We start from the raw sequence: 18,942 nt of genomic DNA, 5'->3' as shown, positions 1-18,942 counted from the left end.
CCCATCATGATAGAACTCCTGAATCTCAACTTACAACGCGGCGGCAAACCATTGCTAGAGGCCGTTGATCTCCGAGTAAACCCCGGTGAGCATATCGCGCTAGTCGGCGCCAATGGCAGTGGGAAGTCCAGCCTTTTCCAATTGCTGTGCGGTAAACTAGTTGCCGACAGCGGCGAGTTGCGCCTGCCCAGCACCTGGCAAATTGCGCAAATGCGCCAAGAAGTCGACGCCAGCGACCAGCCAGCAATAGAGTATGTAATTGACGGTCACCACCGTTTTCGCGAGATAGAGGCCGGCATTGCCTCTTGCCAAGACGATCACCAATTGGCCGAACTCCATGGCGAACTCGACCTGATCAACGCCTACCAAATTCGCAGCGACGCGGAGCGCCTGCTCACGGGCCTTGGCTTCAAACTCAATGAGCTGGAAAAGCCGGTAAACGACTTTTCTGGCGGTTGGCGCATTCGTCTCAACCTAGCACAGGCCCTGATGTGCCCGTCAGACCTGATGTTGCTCGACGAACCCACTAACCACCTCGATCTCGACGCCAGTCTATGGCTTGAACAGTGGCTACACCGCTACGAAGGCACCCTGCTACTGATATCCCATGACCGCGACTTTATCGACGCCTGCTGCGACCACGTTGTGCACCTAGAGCGCGAAACCCTTACTCGCTATCGCGGCAACTATTCAGCCTTTGAACGCCAACGCGGCGAGCGTATGGCCCAGCAGCAGCAAGCCTTTGAAAAACAACAAGTTGTTCGCGCACACATGGAAGACTTTGTGCGCCGCTTCCGTGCCAAAGCCACCAAGGCAAAACAAGCCCAGAGCCGACTCAAAGCACTAGAGCGCATGGCCGATATTGCCCCCGCACACATCGACTCGCCGTTTCATTTTAAATTTTATGAGGCCACGCAGTTTTCCGACCCACTATTGAGCCTGTCGCAAGCCGACCTCGGCTACGACAGTGCGATTGTCAAAAAGCTCAACCTGAGCATTCACCCCAATACGCGGCTCGGTTTGCTCGGCGCCAACGGCGCGGGTAAATCAACCTTGATGAAGACCTTGGCGGGGAGCCTCAAGCCCCTGCACGGCCAGCGCCAACAGGGTGAACACCTGTATATGGGCTACTTCAACCAACATCAATTGGAATCTCTCGATCTCGCCGCCAGTCCAATTCTGCAGTTGCAACGACTGCGGCCAACGGCGCGGGAACAAGAGATTCGCAATTTTATAGGTGGCTTTAATTTTCACGGCAGTCACGCTGAACAGAGCTGCGAGAACTTCTCTGGCGGTGAAAAAGCCCGCCTAGCACTCGCCTTAATTGTTTGGCAAAAACCAAACTTACTGCTACTCGATGAACCGACCAACCACCTCGACTTAGAAATGTGTCACGCACTCACCACTGCCCTGCAGAATTTTGAGGGCGCGGTCATTCTGGTGTCCCACGACCGCCACCTGCTGCGTAACACTGTAGATGAGTTTTTACTGGTCGACAGTGGTAAGGCCGAGCCTTTTGATGGCAGCTTGGACGACTACCGTCACTGGCTTCTTAACCGCGACAAAAGTACGCCATCAACGGCAGTTGAAGCGAACACGCCACTTGTCGACAAAAAACAGGCCCGCCAAGACGCCGCGGCTCGCCGTGCGCAACTGGCTCCCTTGACGTCGAAAATCAAAAAGCTTGAGCAACAAATGCACAAGCTCGGCGAGCAAATGGCCGCTATTGAGGAACAGCTAGCGGATATTAGCCTTTACGACGAGGCGAATAAGAATAAGCTCAAGCAGATACTCGCCGAACAAAGTCAGCTGCGCAGCAAAAATGATGATATTGAAGAACAGTGGCTAGCACTGCAGGAAGAATTAGAGCTGTTGGAGACCGGGGCGTAAGCCCCGGCGCCATTAAACCGCGAACTTATTTGGCTTTCATCGCCGCTAGAAACGCCGCCATTCCCTCTTGATTCGCCTTGTCCAACTGCTGTGAAATTTCCAGTCCGGCCATGCGTTTACTCCAGTCAGCCAAGCCCGGTACTTCAGCCACAAGATCCCACTGGTAAATCACGTTCGCGCACATTCCAGCGGGGATTAAGGCATAGCGTAGAAATATATCGGCCATGGTCAATTCCTGACCAGCAACATAGGGACTATCCGCTAATTGGATTAGCGCCTCCAAGGCCTTGCAGCCTTTTTCCAAGGTTTCCCGGGACTCAGCTTTAATATCCTCGCTTACGGGTTTACCGGCCAAGACCTCGGGAAATAAGCGCCGAGCAGGTAACTCAATATACAGTTCCGCTACTTTCATCATCTCATTTACCTTGCCGCGCTGAAACGCATCCGCAGGGTAAAGTGGTTTGTCAGGGTAACTTGCGTCTAGATAATTAAGAATTACACTGGTCTCAGCAATACAGCCTTGATCGGTTTCAATACAAGGAACCTTACCCATCGGGCTTTTTTGCAGATAGGCTGGATCGGCACCGGGAAACATCGTAATTTCGTCGAACGGAATACCCTTGTAAAGCATCGCGTGCTTAACCATATTAAAATAATTACTCACGGCAAAACCGTATAGTTTGAGCATGGCACTTCCCTCATATTATTAATTGAATCGCCTCGCTCCCCGCAAGACAATAATGTTGCCATCAGCAACATACACCATTGCCCTGTCCACTGCAGTACTGGCAAGCTGACAAGATGGTAATTTGCTCAGCGACCGCTTATTGGCTAAGGTTCCGTCCTAAATACAGCTTAGCAAGCAATAAACCACCCCCTCCGCCATACAATGAGTAGAAAATGACCATTGCGCTTCCACTGGATATGACCGACATCAAGGGCTTTTTGGCCGAAGACGAAGCTGAGGCGCTCTACAACTATGCGCTGAGCCTTGCAGAGCGTGGCCCCGTTTTAGAGGTTGGCAGTTATTGCGGCAAATCCACCATTTACCTGGGCCTTGCCTGTCAACAGAAGCAAGGCGTGGTTTACGCCGTCGACCACCACATTGGCTCCGAGGAGCATCAGCTCGGCGAAATGTTTCACGACCCTGAGCTCTACGACGCCAGCGAAGCACGCTTCGACACCTTTAAAGAATTTCGCCGGAATATTCGCCGCGCCAGGTTAGAGGACACCGTGGTGCCCCTAGTCGCGACCTCTGAGGTCAGCGCCCGCCACTGGCAAACTCCTCTAGCCATGGTCTTTATAGACGGCGGCCACAGTCTCGACGCGGCGCTCTGCGACTATCGTTGCTGGGCTGGCCATATAATGAAAGGCGGTATTCTCGCGATCCACGATTTATTTCCCGCCCCAGAAGAAGGCGGGCAAGCGCCCTATGCCATCTACAAACTGGCGCTCGCATCGGGCTTGTTTGAAGAGATCGCGAGAGTAAATACCCTCGGCCTACTGCGTCGAATCTGAGGGCTTTACCTTAACGCGGTGGGTCTATTTGCTGGCCAAGGCTAGCATTGACCCGAAACCAGCCGGCAATGCTGTAACGGAGCCGACTGGCCGCGGTAACTTCATGGGGAAAGCGGTCACTGAGGAATACCACCAAGCTCCCCATGAGCGGCGTTATTCTAGCAATGGGCTCCAAGGCCGGCACGGCTGCGTCGCTGTACATTAGTAAATGGCCGCCATCGGCCAAAGCCCAGCCCGGATTCAAATAAAACACCGTGGATAACACCCGGTTAGTGCTGCCCTTAAACGCGTCTACATGTTTCTTATAGAATGCGCCATCGCTATACCGGGCAAAATGGGCCTCGTAATCAAATAGGCCCATAAAGAGACGTTGATTAAGCCCCAGCCGCAAGCGCTCCATCCACGCCAAATAGCCTGCCTCTACAGGGTCCTGCACTGACAACCAACGAATTTCATCCTTGCGCACAAAAGGGTTGAGCTGAAACTCCCCGGCACGGCCCACCCCCGCCGCTTGAAAGACCTCATCTTCAAAAGACGCAATCCGCAAAAATAGGGCTTCAGTGACGCTCGGCGGCAGTGCGAGTGGCAAAACCACATAGCCGGTCGCCACCAACGCATCGGCAATCAGGTCAAATATCTGTTCCGAGTCCAGTGCCGATGCTAATAGTTCCGCTGTCACTTTTTGCTCCCGCAAATAGCCGCCTTTGTAGCGCCAAAGATGTTCTCTGTCACTAATTAATTACGCTGTTCACCTAATAATCTTGCCAACGCCGACAAACGCAGAAGCCTTGAAATTGCCAAGCAAACACGCGAGTGTAAAAATGCCTTGTAAGCCTATGACATTCCAAACAAAATAAAGCCATTAGCCATAACATACGCCACCGCCATGTCTGCACAAACCGATTACGTAAAATGGTTCCGCAACTCTGCGCCCTACATCAATGCCCACCGGGGTAAAACCTTTGTATTGATGTTTGGTGGCGAAGCCGTCGCGCACCCTAATTTTGCCAATATCGTTCACGACATCGCCTTGCTCAATAGCTTGGGCGTTCGCCTTATTCTGGTTCATGGCGCCCGGCCACAGATTGAGGAGCGGGTAGCAGAAGCCGGTATTGAGAGCCGCTATCACAATGATTTACGGGTTACCGACGACATCGAATTGCGCTGCGTCACAGACGCGGCAGGTACGCTACGCGCCCATATTGAAGCGCTGCTGTCGATGGGTGTTGCCAACTCACCCATGCACGGCGCAGCGATCCGGGTTTGCTCGGGTAATTACGTCACCGCCAAGCCGATTGGCGTCGTTGATGGCGTCGATTTACGACATACCGGCTATGTCCGTAAAATTGACGCAGCAGCGCTTCAACAGCAATTAAACAACCAGCACATTGTAATCTTGTCACCCATTGGCTACTCCCCAACTGGCGAGGTGTTTAACCTCACGGCGGAAGACGTGGCAGTACACACTGCCGCCAGCCTGAAAGCTGACAAGCTCATCTTATTTACCAATGATGCGGGCTTACTGGACAGTGCGGGTCAATTAATCCGCCAGTGCGAGTACCGCGACGTCGATAGCGAACTGCTCATTCAACCCCAGCTGAAGCACGACAGCATCGTACAGGCGGTGGTTGAAGCGGGTGATATTGGTATCAATCGCTGCCATATGGTGTCTTTTCAGCAAGACGGCGCGCTGCTCCAAGAGCTATTCACCCGCGACGGCGCCGGCACCCTGATAACTCAAGAGCACTACGAGCAATTCATGACCGCCGGCATCGACGATGTCGGTGGCCTCTTGGCGATTATTGAGCCGCTCGAAGCCAAGGGCGTGCTATTAAAGCGCTCCCGCGAATTGCTCGAAAATGAAATTAGCCATTTCAAAATTCTGGTGCGCGACGGCATGGTCGTCGCTTGCGCAGCGCTCTACCCCTACCCCGAGCAAAGTAGCGGCGAAATCGCCTGCGTTGCAACACACCCGGATTATCGGGGAGCGGATCGCGCCGAACGGCTATTAGCGCTGCTTGAAATTGAGGCGCGTAAGCAAGGCCTAGACTCCGTGTTTGTGCTCACCACCCAAACAGCCCACTGGTTTCAGGAACAGGGCTATATTGAATGTAAAATAGACGACCTGCCACCAGCCAAAAAACAGCTTTATAATTTCCAGCGCAATTCCAAGGCATTTATAAAGGCGCTGAACTAACATGCGAGTGCCACGGGTTTATGTCGATCAAGCACTCAACAACGACGAAATCAGCCTCGACGAGCGCGCTGCCCACTATGTAGGACAAGTGCTAAGGATGCGCGCTGGCCGCGAGTTGGTGCTGTTTAACGGCGACGGCAATACCTACACTGCCACAATTACTGAAACGGGCAAGAAACACGTTTTATGTCAGCTCGACGCGGCGCCGCTAACGGCAACAACGAGCTCACCGCTTAAAATCGAGCTGGGCATTGCCATTTCAAAAGGTGATCGCTTTGACTGGGTTATTCAAAAAGCCACGGAATTAGGTGTTACCGCCATAACGCCGCTTTTTAGCGAACGTGTTGATGTCAAACTCAGCGGCGAACGACTGGAAAAAAAACAGCGTCACTGGCAACAAATTATGATCAGTGCCTGTGAGCAGTGTGGCCGCAATGACTTGGTCACCATAAACACGGCCCAGCCACTCGCGCAGTGGCGCAACAGCTTAAGTTCAGAATTAAAGTTAGTGCTGTGTCCGGCAGTCAAAGGCGGCATTGCCACCACTCACGCCAGTGATGTCGCGCTGCTGGTCGGCCCTGAAGGCGGTTTGAGTGACAGTGAAATAACAGACTGCTTGGCCCAAGGATTCGCCGCACTGCAACTTGGCCCTCGGGTTTTGCGCACCGAAACTGCGCCAATTGCCGCTATCAGTATTTTGCAATATCGCTGGGGCGACTTAGCCTAGGGCTTGTTCACACTCATTAGATCACGCCGTTCAGCGCATCCATTAATTGCTGTTCCATATAATCCCAATCTGGGATCGTCAATCGCTGCTCGTTCAAGCCCACCATACTGTGAATCAAGGGGTGCGGTTCCGAATCCAGGGGCTGTAAATCTGCGCTAATGAGGCGTTCAATATGCGGCATACCACTTAGCGCTACCGCAAAGAAAGGGAGCTCAGCGCGATCACTAATACCATATAGCACAGCTATGTGGCGCAGTTTCAATTCCTTCGGCAGCTCGCCATCGCGCAAGCCTTCAAAGCTAAACAGCGGAATTTCTTGCTCACGCCATGCCACAGTGCCAAGTAAAAAAGACGAGGCAATCGCCGAACTTAGGCCGCCAGCAATCGTCACTTCCGCCACCGCGGCATTCGGCACAAGCAACGCGCCGTCAGCTAGAGGTAAAACAATATTCGCCAATACCGAAGATGTTGAGTTTAAGGCTTTCATTCGGTCACCATTGCCGAGGTCACGTCGTCAATCGCCTTCAATAATTGTATTTCCTGATAGGGCTTGCCAAGGAAGTTGTGCACACCTAAAGCAAAAGCGCGCTGGCGATGCTTTTGTCCCGTTCGCGAACTAATCATAATAATTGGAATTTCTTTAAGGCGCGGATTACTCCTCACGCGGCTCGCCACTTCAAAGCCATCCATACGAGGCATTTCTATATCCAGCAGAATAACGTCTGGTAAGCGCTCGCTGTCCTGCAGCTGGTTCATTGCATCGATACCGTCTCTGGCGAGTGCAACTTCCATATGTTGGCGTGCCAAGAGTCGGGACGTTACCTTGCGCACCGTCACCGAGTCATCCACTACCATCACCAAGCGGTTATTGGCTTGCTCAATTTGGGGCGTGGCCTCAGACCGATCTGACAGCAACTGCCGGGCAGTATCAGCGCGGATGCTCGCCAGCATATCAAGAATCACGACCACACTACCGTCACCTAACACCGTTGCCCCAGACAAGCCTGGCACCGCCGCAAATTGTGGCCCCAAGGTTTTAACCACCACCTCACGCGAGCCGAGCAAAGAGTCGACCTGCACCGCCGTAGCCGGCTCCGCGTTGCGTATTAACAACACCGGACGCGGTTCAACCTGCCCTTCTAAATGCGGCGCTTTTGACGCTCCCAGTAAATTACCCAAATAACGTAACTTGTAATCCTGACCGGCGTACTCAAAATCCGGACCGTCGTCCTGATAGTAAACATCCAGTTCGTAGGGGCTGACCCGCACAATGCCCTCGATGTTATTGAGCGGCACTGCAAAAATTTCACCGCCGACACTCACCATCAGTGCACGGTTAACCGATACGGTAAAGGGCAGACGAATCTCAAAGCGAGAGCCCTGACCTCGGATAGTTTGAATTTCAATGGCGCCACCCAGCTGTTTGATCTCACTGCGCACCACATCCATACCAACGCCACGGCCGGAGATTTGGGTAACGTTGCTGGCCGTACTGAAACCAGCGTGGAAAATATACTCCAGTATCTGCCGCTCACTAAGCTCGGCATCGCTGCTGACCAAACCCAAGGCTTCGGCTTTGCCGCGCACCGCCGCCAAATCAATACCGGCGCCGTCATCACTAATCACAATCACCACGTCACCGCCTTGGCGGTCAAACCGCATGATGATTTCACCCTCTGCACGTTTTCCTGTCGCAAGTCTTTCTGCCGGAGATTCAATGCCGTGGTCAACCGCATTACGCAACATGTGCTCCAACGCGGGAATAATGCGCTCGAGCACCCGGCGGTCCATCTCGCCTTCGGCGTTATACACTTTAAAATCAATGGGCTTGTTAAGCTCACTCGCCACTTGCCGCACCCCGCGCCGCAGACGCGGGACCATGCGCGCAAAGTGAACCATCTGCGAGCGCATCAAGCCCTCTTGCAGTTCGGTATTAACCCGCGACTGCTGCACCAGCAAAGTTTCCATATCGCGGCTTTTTTCGAGTAAGGTGCCGCGCAAGTCAGTCAGATCCGACGCCGATTCAAGTAATGAGCGCGACAACTGTTGCAGCTGCGAGTAGCGGTCGAACTCCAAGGGGTCAAAACCGTCAGCGCCTTCGCTCTCGACTTGTTCTTGACGGAAAATAATCTGCGCTTCGGTTTCAATATCCAGACGCCGGACCTGCTCCTGCATACGCTCGACGGTGATTTCCATTTCCTCGAGGGAAAAATGAATCTCACTGACCTGTTCCTCAACCCGCCCGCGCGCGATAGACGTTTCACCCGCAAGGTTAATCAAGCGCTCCAGTAGCGCCGAGGGCACTTTAATCATTTCCTGGGGTGCGCGCCCGGCGCTATTGGAAAGACTATTACCGGATTCAGCGTCTAATTGTGAGCTTGCGCGACCAGTCACATTTTGCGGCAGTAACTCAGCCACTTGGCCCAGCACATCGTCATCGCTAACGCTTTCTTCAATTTGCGCAAGGGGCTGAACATCCGATAATTCTTCAGGCGGCGCTACGCCATTAATTCGGCCTAACTCACTGACTAGGCGATCTTGGAAACCTTGCAGGGTATTAAAAAACGCATCAGTGTTACTGGCGGATTTCGTCACCGCAGTGAATATCGCGGTTTCAAAATCATGACTAAGATCACCCAGTACCGTCATGCCCGACAGGCGCGCACCCCCTTTCAAGGTATGCAGGTAACGCTGAATGTCATCGAGCCGACTTTGGTCTTCACGATTTTCAGAAAATCGGTGAATGGATTCGTCCATACCCTCAATCAGGTCATGGGCTTCTTCCATAAATATTTCAATAATTTCAGGGTCGACGTCGTTTTCAGACGCGACCACAGAATCAGCGTCTACTGCTGCAGATTCTTGGGTAATCGGTGCTGAACTTGCCACAGATGGCAGCGGCTCTGCGGGCACCAAGCTATCGGCGTCCGCCACGACGTCAGCCGATTTGGCACTCGCTTCATAATTCCGAATTTGATCAATAAGCGCTGAGTTTTCCAGCACCGTCTGCTCACCGGCCAATTGATTCAAGTATTCCATTAACTGATCGAGCGCGGCGTCTAGCAGCGCGGTAAAATCGTCACCAACCGGATCTTTAGCGTGGCTGAGCAAGACCTGCACTGCTTGCGCAAGCTCGGCAATCGCCTCGCAATTAATTTCTTCAGCGCGCTGGGCAAACACGCCCATGACCGGTGCGTGCTCTATTAAGCTTGCCGCCTGCAAGTTACTTTCTTCGTGAAGTAAATCACTTAAGGCTTGGATGCTGTCGCTGTTACTCGCCAAAAACGCATCTAAGGCGCCAGGCGATAATTCCCCGCTGTTGTCTCGGTCAGTAGAGAACTCAGCCTCATGCACCAACTGCACAGCCAGCGCATTTATTCGACGGGCGAGTTCGTGCGGCGTACTCAATGCAGACACCGGCACCGAGTCCATCTCAGCGATCGTCGCACGAACCTCGCGCACGACATCTGACATTAAGGCAATTAAACGCTCTTCAGCCGTCACCCGCATTGAGCGTAGCTCTTTCACCAAGCCTTCAAGGGGCGTGACGATAGCAGCGATTGGCCCAACCTCAGCCATTTTTGATGAGCCTTTGAGCGTGTGCAGGGCGCGCTGTACTTCATCAGTCAAGCGCACCGGATAGCTATCGACACCCTCAATGAACGTTTCTAATACGCTGAGGTGGGTATCAGCTTCGCCCACGAAGACCGCAATTAAGCCATCATCATCGCTGGCGCCGTCGGCGGTCACAGCCGGTGCTTGCTGCTCAGTCAGTGCCTTCGCTCGGCTCATTAAACCGTTAACAACGGTGTTTGAAATTTCGCGCCCAGCCGCTAAAGCGGTGGTCATTTCTGGCAACTGATCGATGACTTGATCAATTAAATGTAAACGCGCCTCGTCCATATTCAGGCGGCCATCTACTATCTTGTTTAACATTGCCTCTACAGACCACGCCAACTCGGCAAGCTGCTCTGCGCCCACCATGCGGCCGCTGCCCTTAAGGGTGTGAAATGCTCTACGCACAACGGCTAAGTGCTCACTAGACGCCACGCTGGCGTGCCACTGCGGCAGGGTTTCATTCAACTGAGTGAGAACTTCCTCGGCTTCTTCTAAAAACACCTCAAGAATATCTGGATCAAGTTCAATCGTGGCGTCGACTTCGGGCGTCGCTTGCGCTAATCGCGCCGCATTCCCGGTAGCAGAATCCTCGCTTGGGCTTCGAACAGAGTTAGGCCAAGGTAGTACTGTTGCAGAGGCACTGGCCTCAGCACCGCTTACCGGGTAGCCCAAACGAGCAACACCACGCTGTGCGCCCACCAACAAACCCTGATCGGCGTATTGCCGCCCCTTAGCACTGCGCTCAAGATAATAATCTACCGCCGTCAATGCATCTGCGAGGGCATCTAGCATTTGCCACTCTGGCACATTTTGGCCAGACACGATCTCTTGGTTAATGTAATCTGCGCAGCTTTCCAGTACTCCAGCGGAATCGACATAGTCCGCGGCACGTAAATCGCTAGCCAATTCTCGTAATTGCTCGGGCACTTTCTCCAGATGACTGCTCTGCCACTGCTCAGCAACATAGGCAATAATCGACTCCTGCGCATCGAACAAAACCGCTCGGCATTTCTTAGCAACTGCCGAGTGAGCGTCTTCTTCGCTCGCTACCGCCGTATCGGGCTCAGACAATTCCACCGGTTTCTCGACCAAGCGCTCGGCTAATCGGCGAAGGGAGTTCGCCAAACTTTGGTTACCACCAACGCTAAGACCATGTTCAAGCCCGTCAGAAATTGCCCTTAAGGAGTACAAGGGTTCTACCATGCCAACGACGGCGAGAGTGTCGCTCAGTTGTTTACAGCGCACGCTGATATCAGCAGCATGCGCATTATTCGACAACTGCTCTGCAATACTAAGCAATTCTCGCTCAACAACCCCGCGAATTCCCGTTCTATATACGGTCAATTCGTCGCCACCAATACCTTCGCCACTAAACGCAGTTTGGAGTTGATGACGTTCAGAAGCTTCCGCTATATAACGGGTAGACGCCTTACTACTGGCCACATAAAAAAGAATGTCTTTCAGTAATGCACTCGCTACTCTGCGATCGCTCGCTTCCGCGCCAAGCTCAGCAAACGCCGATAGCTCAATTTCAAGACGCGCTAATAAATCGCGAATAGCGAAACCGCGACCTATCGACTTGTTCGCCAGACCTTCAATTAAAGCTAATGCGGCAAACCAGAGATACTGCTGTTCTTTGCCACTGCACAATTTCGCTGCACGACCACAAACTTTACCGAGGTAGACTAAGTTTTGCTGGTCGTCACCACCGCGGAAATACGCCGCCATGGCAATTTGGTACATTTTTAGAAGCTTACCAGCTAGCTCTAAGAAGGTGCCATCGGCTAGCGTTTGATGATTTTCAACACCGGAATTAACCACATCCAGTGTCGGATTGAACAACACTGAGGACGACAACAAAGGCTGCCTAGTCACCGCCCGCAAATCATTAAAAATAAGAATTAACGACGCCGGCAGCTCGCGTTGCGATTCACTTAAACGCTGTAAATAAGTGGGTAGGGCTTGTGCACTGCTTAAAACCGCCTGCATTAAATCTGCCTGCGAGCGAGGCATGCCGCCGTCCTGTATAGACAGCAGCGCTAATTCCATTTCCTCTAACAACAACGCAGGGCCGCTGAATTCGATCATGCGCAAGCTGCCTTGCACCTGGTGCAGTATTGCTGTCGCGCGCGCCAATGCAGCCTGATTTCCAGTGAGCTGCATCTCCTGAAGCAGTGCAACACACTGACCAAGGGATTCCGCAATCTCTCCGGAAACCCACTCCAGCGCTATATAATCTCGGCGATCCGTCATGTAATTAAACTCTGATATTCAATGCCCGCCTGATCCCGACAAGCCAATTTACCTGCCCGTCGCCGCACTAATAAATCCTTACACAGCATTTGTTAGCAGCGACTGCGCTAAGCCCGCTGCTCCGGAAGCGTGAAACCGGCCACCGAACTACGCAGATCATTGGTCATCTCCGCCAGCGCACCAATCGAGCGAGCCGTTTCAGTTGAACCCGCCGAGGTCTGCGAGGTGATCTCTTGAATTACCCGCATGGTGGACGATATTTGCCCTGCCGAAGTGGCCTGATCTGCCGCAGCGCTGGAGATATTTTCAATCAATTCAGCCAATTCCTGAGATACCGTTTCGATCTCGGTCAAAGCCGCGCCCGCATCCTGTGCGAGACGCGCACCACGCACAACTTCAGACGTCGTTTGCTCCATAGAGATAACCGCTTCGTTGGTATCTGACTGGATGGTTTTAACAAGTGCTTCAATCTGCTTGGTCGCGCCAGAGGAGCGCTCTGCCAGACGCTGAACTTCGTCGGCAACAACCGCAAAGCCTCTACCAGCATCACCAGCCATCGATGCCTGAATCGCCGCGTTTAGTGCCAAGATATTGGTTTGGTCAGCAATGTCGTTAATCAAAGAAACGATGTCGCCGATCTCTTGAGTCGATTCGCCGAGACGCTTAATCCGTTTGGAGGTTTCCTGAATCTGTTCACGAATATTATCCATGCCCTTGATGGTGTTCTGCACCACTTCTGCACCCGTGTTTGCGATGGCAACCGAACGCTGTGCTACCGCCGCTGATTCGCGGGCGTTGGACGAGACTCTGTCGATGGTCAGTGCCATTTCAGTAATCGCCGCCGACGCGCCCGCAATTTCTTTCGCCTGGCTTTCAGACGCTTGCGCTAAGTTCAGCGCGGTAGACTGCGAGTTTTGCGCGGCGGACGATACCTGTACTGCGGTTTCGTTTATCTGCGACACCAGTACCCGCAATTGGTCGATGGTGTAGTTGATCGAATCAGCAATCGCCCCAGTGAAGTCCTCGGTTACCGTCGCCGATGTAGTCAAATCACCGTCCGCGAGATCGGCAAGCTCATCCAGTAAACGCAAAATAGCAGTTTGATTACGCTCATTGGCGTCTGCCGTTTCACGCAGGCGCAGCCGCGTATTGCGAGTGGATTGCCAAGCCAACAAACTCAAAGACACCAAAATTAGCGCAACAAACATCATCGCAGTCACAACTGACCACGAGCGTTTCTCATCAAGTTTGGCAATATCCGTGGATAGTTTGCTGGTTACTTGAGTGATTTGCGGCACATTTGTGGCAATCAAGGTCGCAGCTTCCGAAGACTTTAACAACTCCGGCGAAACCTGGAATATTTCTTCCATTGAGCCACTGATCATTTGGAAGGAAGTCGCCATCTCCGAAAGAATGAGTCTCGCGTCTCTACTGCTAACTTTGTCGACACCAATCGCACTGTTACCCGTTAACATTCCGCGCAATACCGTCGCAAACTCGCTGGCGTCTATAGTGAATTGCTCCGCAGCAAGCGTAGCGGCGTCGGTACCGCCAATCATTTTATCTACATTGCGCGCAATACGCTCAGCTAACCATGACTGGCGTTGCGCGATAGCAACCTGTTGAGCCGGCGCGCCACTCTTGAGTAGAATTTCAACTAGCTTGTTATTGCCAACCTGCAATTGCGGAATCAGTCTATTGAGGTTTTCAGCAACCCCATAGAGAAAAACAATGCGCTCCTGATTGCTTACGATTGTTTCAGCAGCGCTATCGGTTTGTGCCCACAGGCGATTAAGTTCATCAATATTGCCGCCTAACATTGCCGCCGGCGAGGGGAGATTTTTACTGCCCGACACCAATTGGCCGCGTGCGGTTTCAAAATTTCTCTGCGCACGGGCCAGGGAGTCAAATTGACTCTGATCACCCAAAGCTGCCTCGCGGGCATTGTTGGCGAGCTGTTGCGCGAAAAGACGCATTTCACTGGTCAACTCTAAATAGCGCTGATCATGATCGGCATCACGCAGGATTATAAAGGTGTTAATCCCGGCGCCAACAAAGCCCACTAACATAAATAAGACGAGTACACTGACTGCACGGCTGGTTCGTAGTCGCGCCATCGCGCCGTGATTACCTGCTTTCATTTACTCCGACTCCCGGCATTTTAAAAAATTTTTAGCGCTGCTTTATTAAGCAGCAACCGTGTAAAAATCACTGTCATTAATTAATTGGCTTGGCCGAAACAGCGCCCATCTACGCTCTGCTTGCTGGTAAGCGCCCTGGGCATATTTCGCCAGTTTTTCACTGGAAAAAACCGAATCGACTTGATATTGATCAACTGGGAAATGCTGCATACCAAAGACATCATCGACAATTAGACCAATATAGGTGTCACCTTTTTCAATAACCAACACCCGCCGTTGCCGCTGTTCGGTGGTTCTGGACTCGCCAAGAAAAACGGTTAAATCGATCAATGGCAAAAGGCGACCGCGCACATTTGCCACGCCACGCACCCAAGGCTTAACCCCAGGCAGGCGAGTGCTGGCAGGCTCGGTCAGCACTTCAGCGATATCATCCATTGCCGCCACGCAGTAATGTTCGCCCAACAAAAAGCCAACGCCACTCCAGCTCACGGCGAGCTGATCCCTAGCGCTGGGCAAACTCGTTGTACCGACGTCGCAGCGCCGAGATATCTCCAGCAAATAATCAAACGACGAGGTGTCAGTCATTATTCCAGTCACCGTGGCTCGCTATGCACTTAATTAAGTACTGCATCAATTGCCGTCAACAAACCTTTGCTATCAACCGGTTTGGTCAAATAGCCTTTAGCGCCTTGGCGCTGGCCCCACAGGCGATCAGTTTCCTGATCTTTGGTAGTGACGATAATAACGGGAATACCGCTGGTTTCAGGGTCGCGACTAAGCTGCCGTGTGGCTTGAAAACCATTTAGACCGGGCATGACGATATCCATCAATACCACATCTGGCATTTCTTGCTTAGCGAGCTCAATCCCTTTTTCACCGCTGTCTGCGGTCAATACCTCATAGCCATTTTTATTAAGTATTTGCGATATTTTAAAAATTTCAGTCGGTGAATCATCGACTATTAACACCCGTGGCATGTAGCTTCCCTCGCGAGCACCGCACTAATAATGCACATAACTCTGCCTAAGGCAGTGGCTAGGAGCACATATTTAGCGGTGGATCTGACAATTACTGCGCTTGCGCACTCTGTACGTGAGTTTGAATTGCTTCAAGCAATTCGCCCTTACTAAACGGTTTTGTCAGGTATTGATCTGAGCCAACAATACGGCCTTTCGCTTTATCGAACAAGCCGTCCTTGCTGGACAACATAATTACCGGCGTAGCCTTAAATTCAGTATTATTTTTAATTAAGGCGCAGGTTTGATAACCGTCTAAACGCGGCATCATAATATCAACAAAAATGATATCGGGCTTAGTATCGGCTATTTTTGCTAAGGCATCAAAACCATCAACGGCAGTAACGACTGTGCAACCTTCTTTGGCAAGCAAGGTTTCAGTGGTTCTACGTATGGTCTTGCTGTCATCAATAATCATAACCTTTAAACTAGAAAAATTGACTTCCATAGGTAACGCGAACCTTTTTCAGGTTTCAATTTATGCACCTATACTCCCTTATTTGGGCGCACCCTACCGCGATTTTTACACGGAATACCCGCTGACACCATCATCGCGAAAGATATCAGTCACGCAAAATTGCCTGTACTTACAATAATGCGCTATTTTAGCCGTATTCTGTTGACGCTAATTATTAGCTCAGCAGCAGGTTATAAGAAACCCTTTTCCTTGAAGTTTTCGACATAGGTATCAAAATGACAATTCGTTTGGGCATAGTAATGGATCCCATTGAGCAGATTAAGTACAAAAAGGACTCCACCTTGGCCATGCTTTGGGCTGCCGCCGAGCGCAATTGGCAAATTCACTACATGACCATTGAAGATCTTTACGTCAGCGGCGGCCGGGCTCGGGCCGCCACGCGTCAACTCCAGGTGTTTAAAGATCCTGCACATTTCTACGAACTCGGCGCGACGCAAGACATCGACCTAGGCGAACTCGATGTGGTTCTTATGCGCAAGGACCCACCTTTTGACAATGAATTTCTTTACGCGACCCACATCTTAGAACTCGCCGAAACCCAAGGCGCCTGGGTAGTCAACAAGCCGCAAAGCTTACGCGACTGCAATGAAAAACTCTTCGCCCTGCAATTTCCGCATTTAGGCCCAATTCACTTAGTTAGTCGTGACCAGATTCGCCTGCGCGCGTTTCATGCTGAGCACGGCGATGTCATCATGAAACCCCTAGACGGTATGGGCGGCAGTTCTATTTTCCGGCTCCGCGCTGACGATGCCAATGTAGGTGTGATACTCGAAACACTCACCAATCACAGCCAAACCACCATTATGGCGCAGGTGTATGTGCCGGAAATTCGCGACGGCGACAAGCGCATTCTATTGATCGATGGCGAAGCCGTGCCTTACTGCCTCGCCCGAATTCCTGCCAAGGGTGAAACCCGCGGCAACTTGGCTGCCGGCGGCACCGGCCGTGCACAGCCACTTAGCGATAGCGATCGGCGCATTGCCGCCGAAGTGGGTCCAATCGCCAAAGCGAAGGGCCTGCTTTTCGTTGGTTTAGATGTTATTGGCGAATTCCTCACTGAGATAAATGTCACCAGCCCCACTTGTATACGCGAAATTGACGACCAATTTTCTACCGATATCGCGGGCCAGCTAATGGATTGCATTGCTGACAAACTCGCCGCAGCGACCCCTAAAGCATGAGCAATAGCACCATGTTCATTGAAACCCAGCCGCCGCCAGAGCGGCTGGGTTTTATCATTGTTATCGCCACCGCCATGCATTTAGCGGTGATTCTGGGCCTTAATTTTGCCCCAGAGGATGCCCGTATAACGCTGCCAAGCCTCGAGATCACCCTTGCTCAATACCGCAGCAAAGATGCTCCCGCTGAAGCCGATTACCTAGCCCAGTACGACCAAGCCGGCAGCGGTAGTCTCGATAAAAAGGCCGAATTGCGCAGCATGTCTGACAGCGCATTTCACGACAGCACACCCAGCGAGAACGCGCTTAAATTAGCCAAGAACACCCCCAAGCAAGCGCCGTCGCCAGAGTTAAGCAGCACAGCAAGCAATACCCGGCAAACCACCACCCAAAGTACCCGCATGATCCTGCAACAGCAGCAGTGGCAAGGCAATGATGACAGCACCGAACTAAGCGACAACATCGCCTCCCTCGAAGCCCAGCTCGATACGCTCAACCAGTCCTACGCGCGGATGCCCAGACCCAAATTTATTACCTCGGTGGCCACCAAGGGCTCACCAGACGCACTCTACCTCAACCGCTGGGAGCAGCGAATCGAAGGCATTGGCAATGCCAATTACCCAGACGAAGCGCGCCGCAAGGGTATCGAGGGGGAGTTGCGCTTATTGCTCATGCTGATGCCCGACGGCCGTATTGACGAAGTGCGGATCCTCAGCAGCTCTGGCAGCGCCGTGCTCGATCAAGCGGCTCACCGCATTGTTCGCAAAGCAGCACCTTTCGAGGCCATTCCCGCCGACGTATTAGACGGCAAGAATCGCCTCGGTATTGTTCGTACCTGGCGTTTTGAGCGTCAAGGGCTGAAAGCCAATGTGAACTAACGGTTTTGTTCTTGTGTTTACCACAACTTAAACCATACTCATTAACATGAAGCCAACTGCCTTCCCCTCATTGAAAAACCACTTCCTTATCGCCCTACCCGGCCTGAGGGACGGCATCTTTACGCACAGCATTACCTACCTTTGCGAGCATGACGACCAGGGAGCAATGGGCATAGTCATCAACCGCCCCACCGACATGGAGGTCGATGAAATACTAGAGCAGCTCGATATTGACGGCCAAATTTTTGAACACCCAGAACCCGTCTTCGCCGGCGGTCCAGTGCACACGGATCGCGGTTTTGTTCTCCATCGTCGTGACCACCAAAAGTGGGATGCCAGTATTGAGGTCACTGACACTGTCGCCCTTACCACTTCTCTCGACATTCTTGAGGCCATTGCCCACAATCTCGGCCCCAGCCAGTGCCTAATCGCACTCGGCTACGCAGGATGGGACGCCGGCCAGCTCGAAGAAGAAATTCAAAGCAATACTTGGCTAACCCTACCGGCAGATGAGGAAGTCCTGTTTAATGTGCCCTCAGACAAGAAAGTGGATGCGGCACTCGCCATGCTTGGGATTACCTTTTCCCAGCTCGGCTCGGACAGCGGTCACGCCTAAGGACCAAGCCCCATGACAGCAAAACCCCAAACCCTCATTGGCTTTGATTTTGGCCTGCGCTGGATCGGCTGTGCTGTGGGTCAAACCCTCACGGGCACCGCGTCACCCCAGGGCGCGGTAACGGCCAAAGATGGCATCCCTCGCTGGGACGATATCGACGAATTATTTTCAACATGGCAACCCGATGCCATTGTGGTCGGCCTACCACTGAATATGGATGGGAGTAAATCTGAGATGTCGCACCGCGCCCGCAAGTTTGGCAACCGCCTGCACGGACGTTTTGGCCTAGCCGTGCACTTTGCCGATGAACGCCTGTCCAGCTTTGAAGCCAAGGGCGATATCATTGCAGACAGCGGCTCTCGTGACTTTAAAGGCCAAGGCGTAGACAGCCGCAGCGCCGTGATTATTTTGGAAAGCTGGATGCGCAGTTAA

Annotated in this window: 16 protein-coding genes; 8 read left to right on the top strand and 8 right to left on the bottom strand. The window is 52.4% G+C overall.

Annotation, left to right across the window (positions count from 1 at the left end; translation table 11 throughout):
- Window positions 1-6 precede the first annotated feature (6 nt).
- A complete protein-coding gene (locus ABD836_RS08965) occupies window positions 7-1,890 on the top strand; it encodes an ATP-binding cassette domain-containing protein (protein ID WP_344934802.1) in 1,884 nt (627 codons plus the stop codon).
- Window positions 1,891-1,915: 25 nt separating this feature from the next.
- Here ABD836_RS08965 and ABD836_RS08960 read toward each other — a convergent pair whose 3' ends face one another.
- Complete coding sequence (locus ABD836_RS08960; RefSeq protein WP_344934800.1) at window positions 1,916-2,578, bottom strand: glutathione S-transferase family protein; 663 nt, start codon at window positions 2,576-2,578, stop codon at window positions 1,916-1,918.
- 212 nt (window positions 2,579-2,790) lie between these two features.
- Here ABD836_RS08960 and ABD836_RS08955 point away from each other — a divergent pair, with 212 nt between their 5' ends.
- Window positions 2,791-3,408 carry a class I SAM-dependent methyltransferase gene (locus ABD836_RS08955; protein ID WP_344934798.1) on the top strand — a complete coding sequence of 206 codons (618 nt, stop codon included), beginning with the start codon at window positions 2,791-2,793 and terminating at the stop codon, window positions 3,406-3,408.
- Window positions 3,409-3,418: 10 nt separating this feature from the next.
- Here ABD836_RS08955 and ABD836_RS08950 read toward each other — a convergent pair whose 3' ends face one another.
- A complete protein-coding gene (locus tag ABD836_RS08950; protein WP_344934796.1) occupies window positions 3,419-4,087 on the bottom strand; it encodes a 2OG-Fe(II) oxygenase in 669 nt (222 codons plus the stop codon).
- Window positions 4,088-4,294: 207 nt separating this feature from the next.
- On the opposite strand from ABD836_RS08950, the gene argA reads away from it, so the two are divergent.
- Together argA and ABD836_RS08940 are read left to right on the top strand one after the other, a co-directional pair.
- Window positions 4,295-5,605, top strand: coding sequence for an amino-acid N-acetyltransferase (gene argA / locus ABD836_RS08945; protein ID WP_344934793.1), 1,311 nt, complete (start codon window positions 4,295-4,297; stop codon window positions 5,603-5,605).
- Window position 5,606: 1 nt separating this feature from the next.
- Complete coding sequence (locus ABD836_RS08940; RefSeq protein ID WP_344934790.1) at window positions 5,607-6,332, top strand: 16S rRNA (uracil(1498)-N(3))-methyltransferase; 726 nt, start codon at window positions 5,607-5,609, stop codon at window positions 6,330-6,332.
- Window positions 6,333-6,348: 16 nt separating this feature from the next.
- Here the strand turns inward: ABD836_RS08940 and ABD836_RS08935 are convergent, their stop codons facing one another.
- The 6 genes from ABD836_RS08935 to pilG all read right to left on the bottom strand — a co-directional run bounded on the left by ABD836_RS08935 (window position 6,349) and on the right by pilG (window position 15,808).
- The gene (locus ABD836_RS08935) at window positions 6,349-6,819 is read right to left on the bottom strand and encodes a hypothetical protein (protein WP_344934787.1); all 471 of its coding nucleotides are present in this window, start codon (window positions 6,817-6,819) and stop codon (window positions 6,349-6,351) included.
- On the bottom strand, window positions 6,816-12,203 hold the full coding sequence (locus tag ABD836_RS08930; RefSeq protein WP_344934785.1) for an Hpt domain-containing protein: 5,388 nt from the start codon (window positions 12,201-12,203) through the stop codon (window positions 6,816-6,818). The genes ABD836_RS08935 and ABD836_RS08930 overlap by 4 nt, the downstream gene beginning before the upstream one ends.
- Before the next feature lie 107 nt (window positions 12,204-12,310).
- Window positions 12,311-14,344, bottom strand: a complete 2,034-nt coding sequence (locus ABD836_RS08925; protein ID WP_344934783.1) for a methyl-accepting chemotaxis protein — start codon at window positions 14,342-14,344, stop codon at window positions 12,311-12,313.
- Window positions 14,345-14,389: 45 nt separating this feature from the next.
- Entirely contained in the window at window positions 14,390-14,929 is a 540-nt protein-coding gene (locus ABD836_RS08920; protein ID WP_344934780.1) for a chemotaxis protein CheW, read from the bottom strand.
- Between the two features lie 29 nt (window positions 14,930-14,958).
- Window positions 14,959-15,321, bottom strand: a complete 363-nt coding sequence (gene pilH, locus ABD836_RS08915) for a twitching motility response regulator PilH (RefSeq protein WP_344934777.1) — start codon at window positions 15,319-15,321, stop codon at window positions 14,959-14,961.
- A gap of 91 nt (window positions 15,322-15,412) precedes the next feature.
- Complete coding sequence (gene pilG / locus ABD836_RS08910) at window positions 15,413-15,808, bottom strand: twitching motility response regulator PilG (RefSeq protein WP_344934775.1); 396 nt, start codon at window positions 15,806-15,808, stop codon at window positions 15,413-15,415.
- A 245-nt stretch (window positions 15,809-16,053) separates the two neighbouring features.
- Between pilG and gshB the strand changes: the two genes are divergently transcribed.
- Genes gshB through ruvX form a run of 4 tightly spaced genes read left to right on the top strand, consistent with a single transcriptional unit; the run spans window position 16,054 to window position 18,942 of the window.
- A complete protein-coding gene (gene gshB / locus ABD836_RS08905; protein ID WP_344934773.1) occupies window positions 16,054-17,019 on the top strand; it encodes a glutathione synthase in 966 nt (321 codons plus the stop codon).
- Window positions 17,016-17,894 (top strand): energy transducer TonB, encoded by an 879-nt coding sequence (locus ABD836_RS08900; protein WP_344934771.1) that lies wholly within the window; start codon window positions 17,016-17,018, stop codon window positions 17,892-17,894. Before gshB ends, ABD836_RS08900 begins: the two co-directional genes overlap by 4 nt.
- A 46-nt stretch (window positions 17,895-17,940) precedes the next feature.
- Window positions 17,941-18,510, top strand: a complete 570-nt coding sequence (locus ABD836_RS08895; RefSeq protein WP_344934769.1) for a YqgE/AlgH family protein — start codon at window positions 17,941-17,943, stop codon at window positions 18,508-18,510.
- Between the two features lie 12 nt (window positions 18,511-18,522).
- Window positions 18,523-18,942, top strand: a complete 420-nt coding sequence (gene ruvX, locus ABD836_RS08890; protein WP_344934767.1) for a Holliday junction resolvase RuvX — start codon at window positions 18,523-18,525, stop codon at window positions 18,940-18,942.

Origin of the sequence: Zhongshania borealis (assembly GCF_039539625.1) — a bacterium.
Taxonomy (GTDB): domain Bacteria; phylum Pseudomonadota; class Gammaproteobacteria; order Pseudomonadales; family Spongiibacteraceae; genus Spongiibacter; species Spongiibacter borealis.
The sequence above is the reverse complement of the archived record's forward strand: the minus strand, read 5'-3'. Positions and strand labels throughout refer to the sequence as shown.

What these genes read in the sequence shown, in the direction of transcription:
- ABD836_RS08965 (WP_344934802.1), top strand. Translation starts at nt 7, where the DNA reads ATGATAGAACTCCTGAATCTCAACTTACAACGCGGCGGCAAACCATTG.
- ABD836_RS08960 (WP_344934800.1), bottom strand. Translation starts at nt 2,578, where the DNA reads ATGCTCAAACTATACGGTTTTGCCGTGAGTAATTATTTTAATATGGTT.
- ABD836_RS08955 (WP_344934798.1), top strand. Translation starts at nt 2,791, where the DNA reads ATGACCATTGCGCTTCCACTGGATATGACCGACATCAAGGGCTTTTTG.
- argA (WP_344934793.1), top strand. Translation starts at nt 4,295, where the DNA reads ATGTCTGCACAAACCGATTACGTAAAATGGTTCCGCAACTCTGCGCCC.
- ABD836_RS08940 (WP_344934790.1), top strand. Translation starts at nt 5,607, where the DNA reads ATGCGAGTGCCACGGGTTTATGTCGATCAAGCACTCAACAACGACGAA.
- ABD836_RS08935 (WP_344934787.1), bottom strand. Translation starts at nt 6,819, where the DNA reads ATGAAAGCCTTAAACTCAACATCTTCGGTATTGGCGAATATTGTTTTA.
- ABD836_RS08930 (WP_344934785.1), bottom strand. Translation starts at nt 12,203, where the DNA reads ATGACGGATCGCCGAGATTATATAGCGCTGGAGTGGGTTTCCGGAGAG.
- ABD836_RS08925 (WP_344934783.1), bottom strand. Translation starts at nt 14,344, where the DNA reads ATGAAAGCAGGTAATCACGGCGCGATGGCGCGACTACGAACCAGCCGT.
- ABD836_RS08920 (WP_344934780.1), bottom strand. Translation starts at nt 14,929, where the DNA reads ATGACTGACACCTCGTCGTTTGATTATTTGCTGGAGATATCTCGGCGC.
- pilH (WP_344934777.1), bottom strand. Translation starts at nt 15,321, where the DNA reads ATGCCACGGGTGTTAATAGTCGATGATTCACCGACTGAAATTTTTAAA.
- pilG (WP_344934775.1), bottom strand. Translation starts at nt 15,808, where the DNA reads ATGGAAGTCAATTTTTCTAGTTTAAAGGTTATGATTATTGATGACAGC.
- gshB (WP_344934773.1), top strand. Translation starts at nt 16,054, where the DNA reads ATGACAATTCGTTTGGGCATAGTAATGGATCCCATTGAGCAGATTAAG.
- ABD836_RS08900 (WP_344934771.1), top strand. Translation starts at nt 17,016, where the DNA reads ATGAGCAATAGCACCATGTTCATTGAAACCCAGCCGCCGCCAGAGCGG.
- ABD836_RS08895 (WP_344934769.1), top strand. Translation starts at nt 17,941, where the DNA reads ATGAAGCCAACTGCCTTCCCCTCATTGAAAAACCACTTCCTTATCGCC.
- ruvX (WP_344934767.1), top strand. Translation starts at nt 18,523, where the DNA reads ATGACAGCAAAACCCCAAACCCTCATTGGCTTTGATTTTGGCCTGCGC.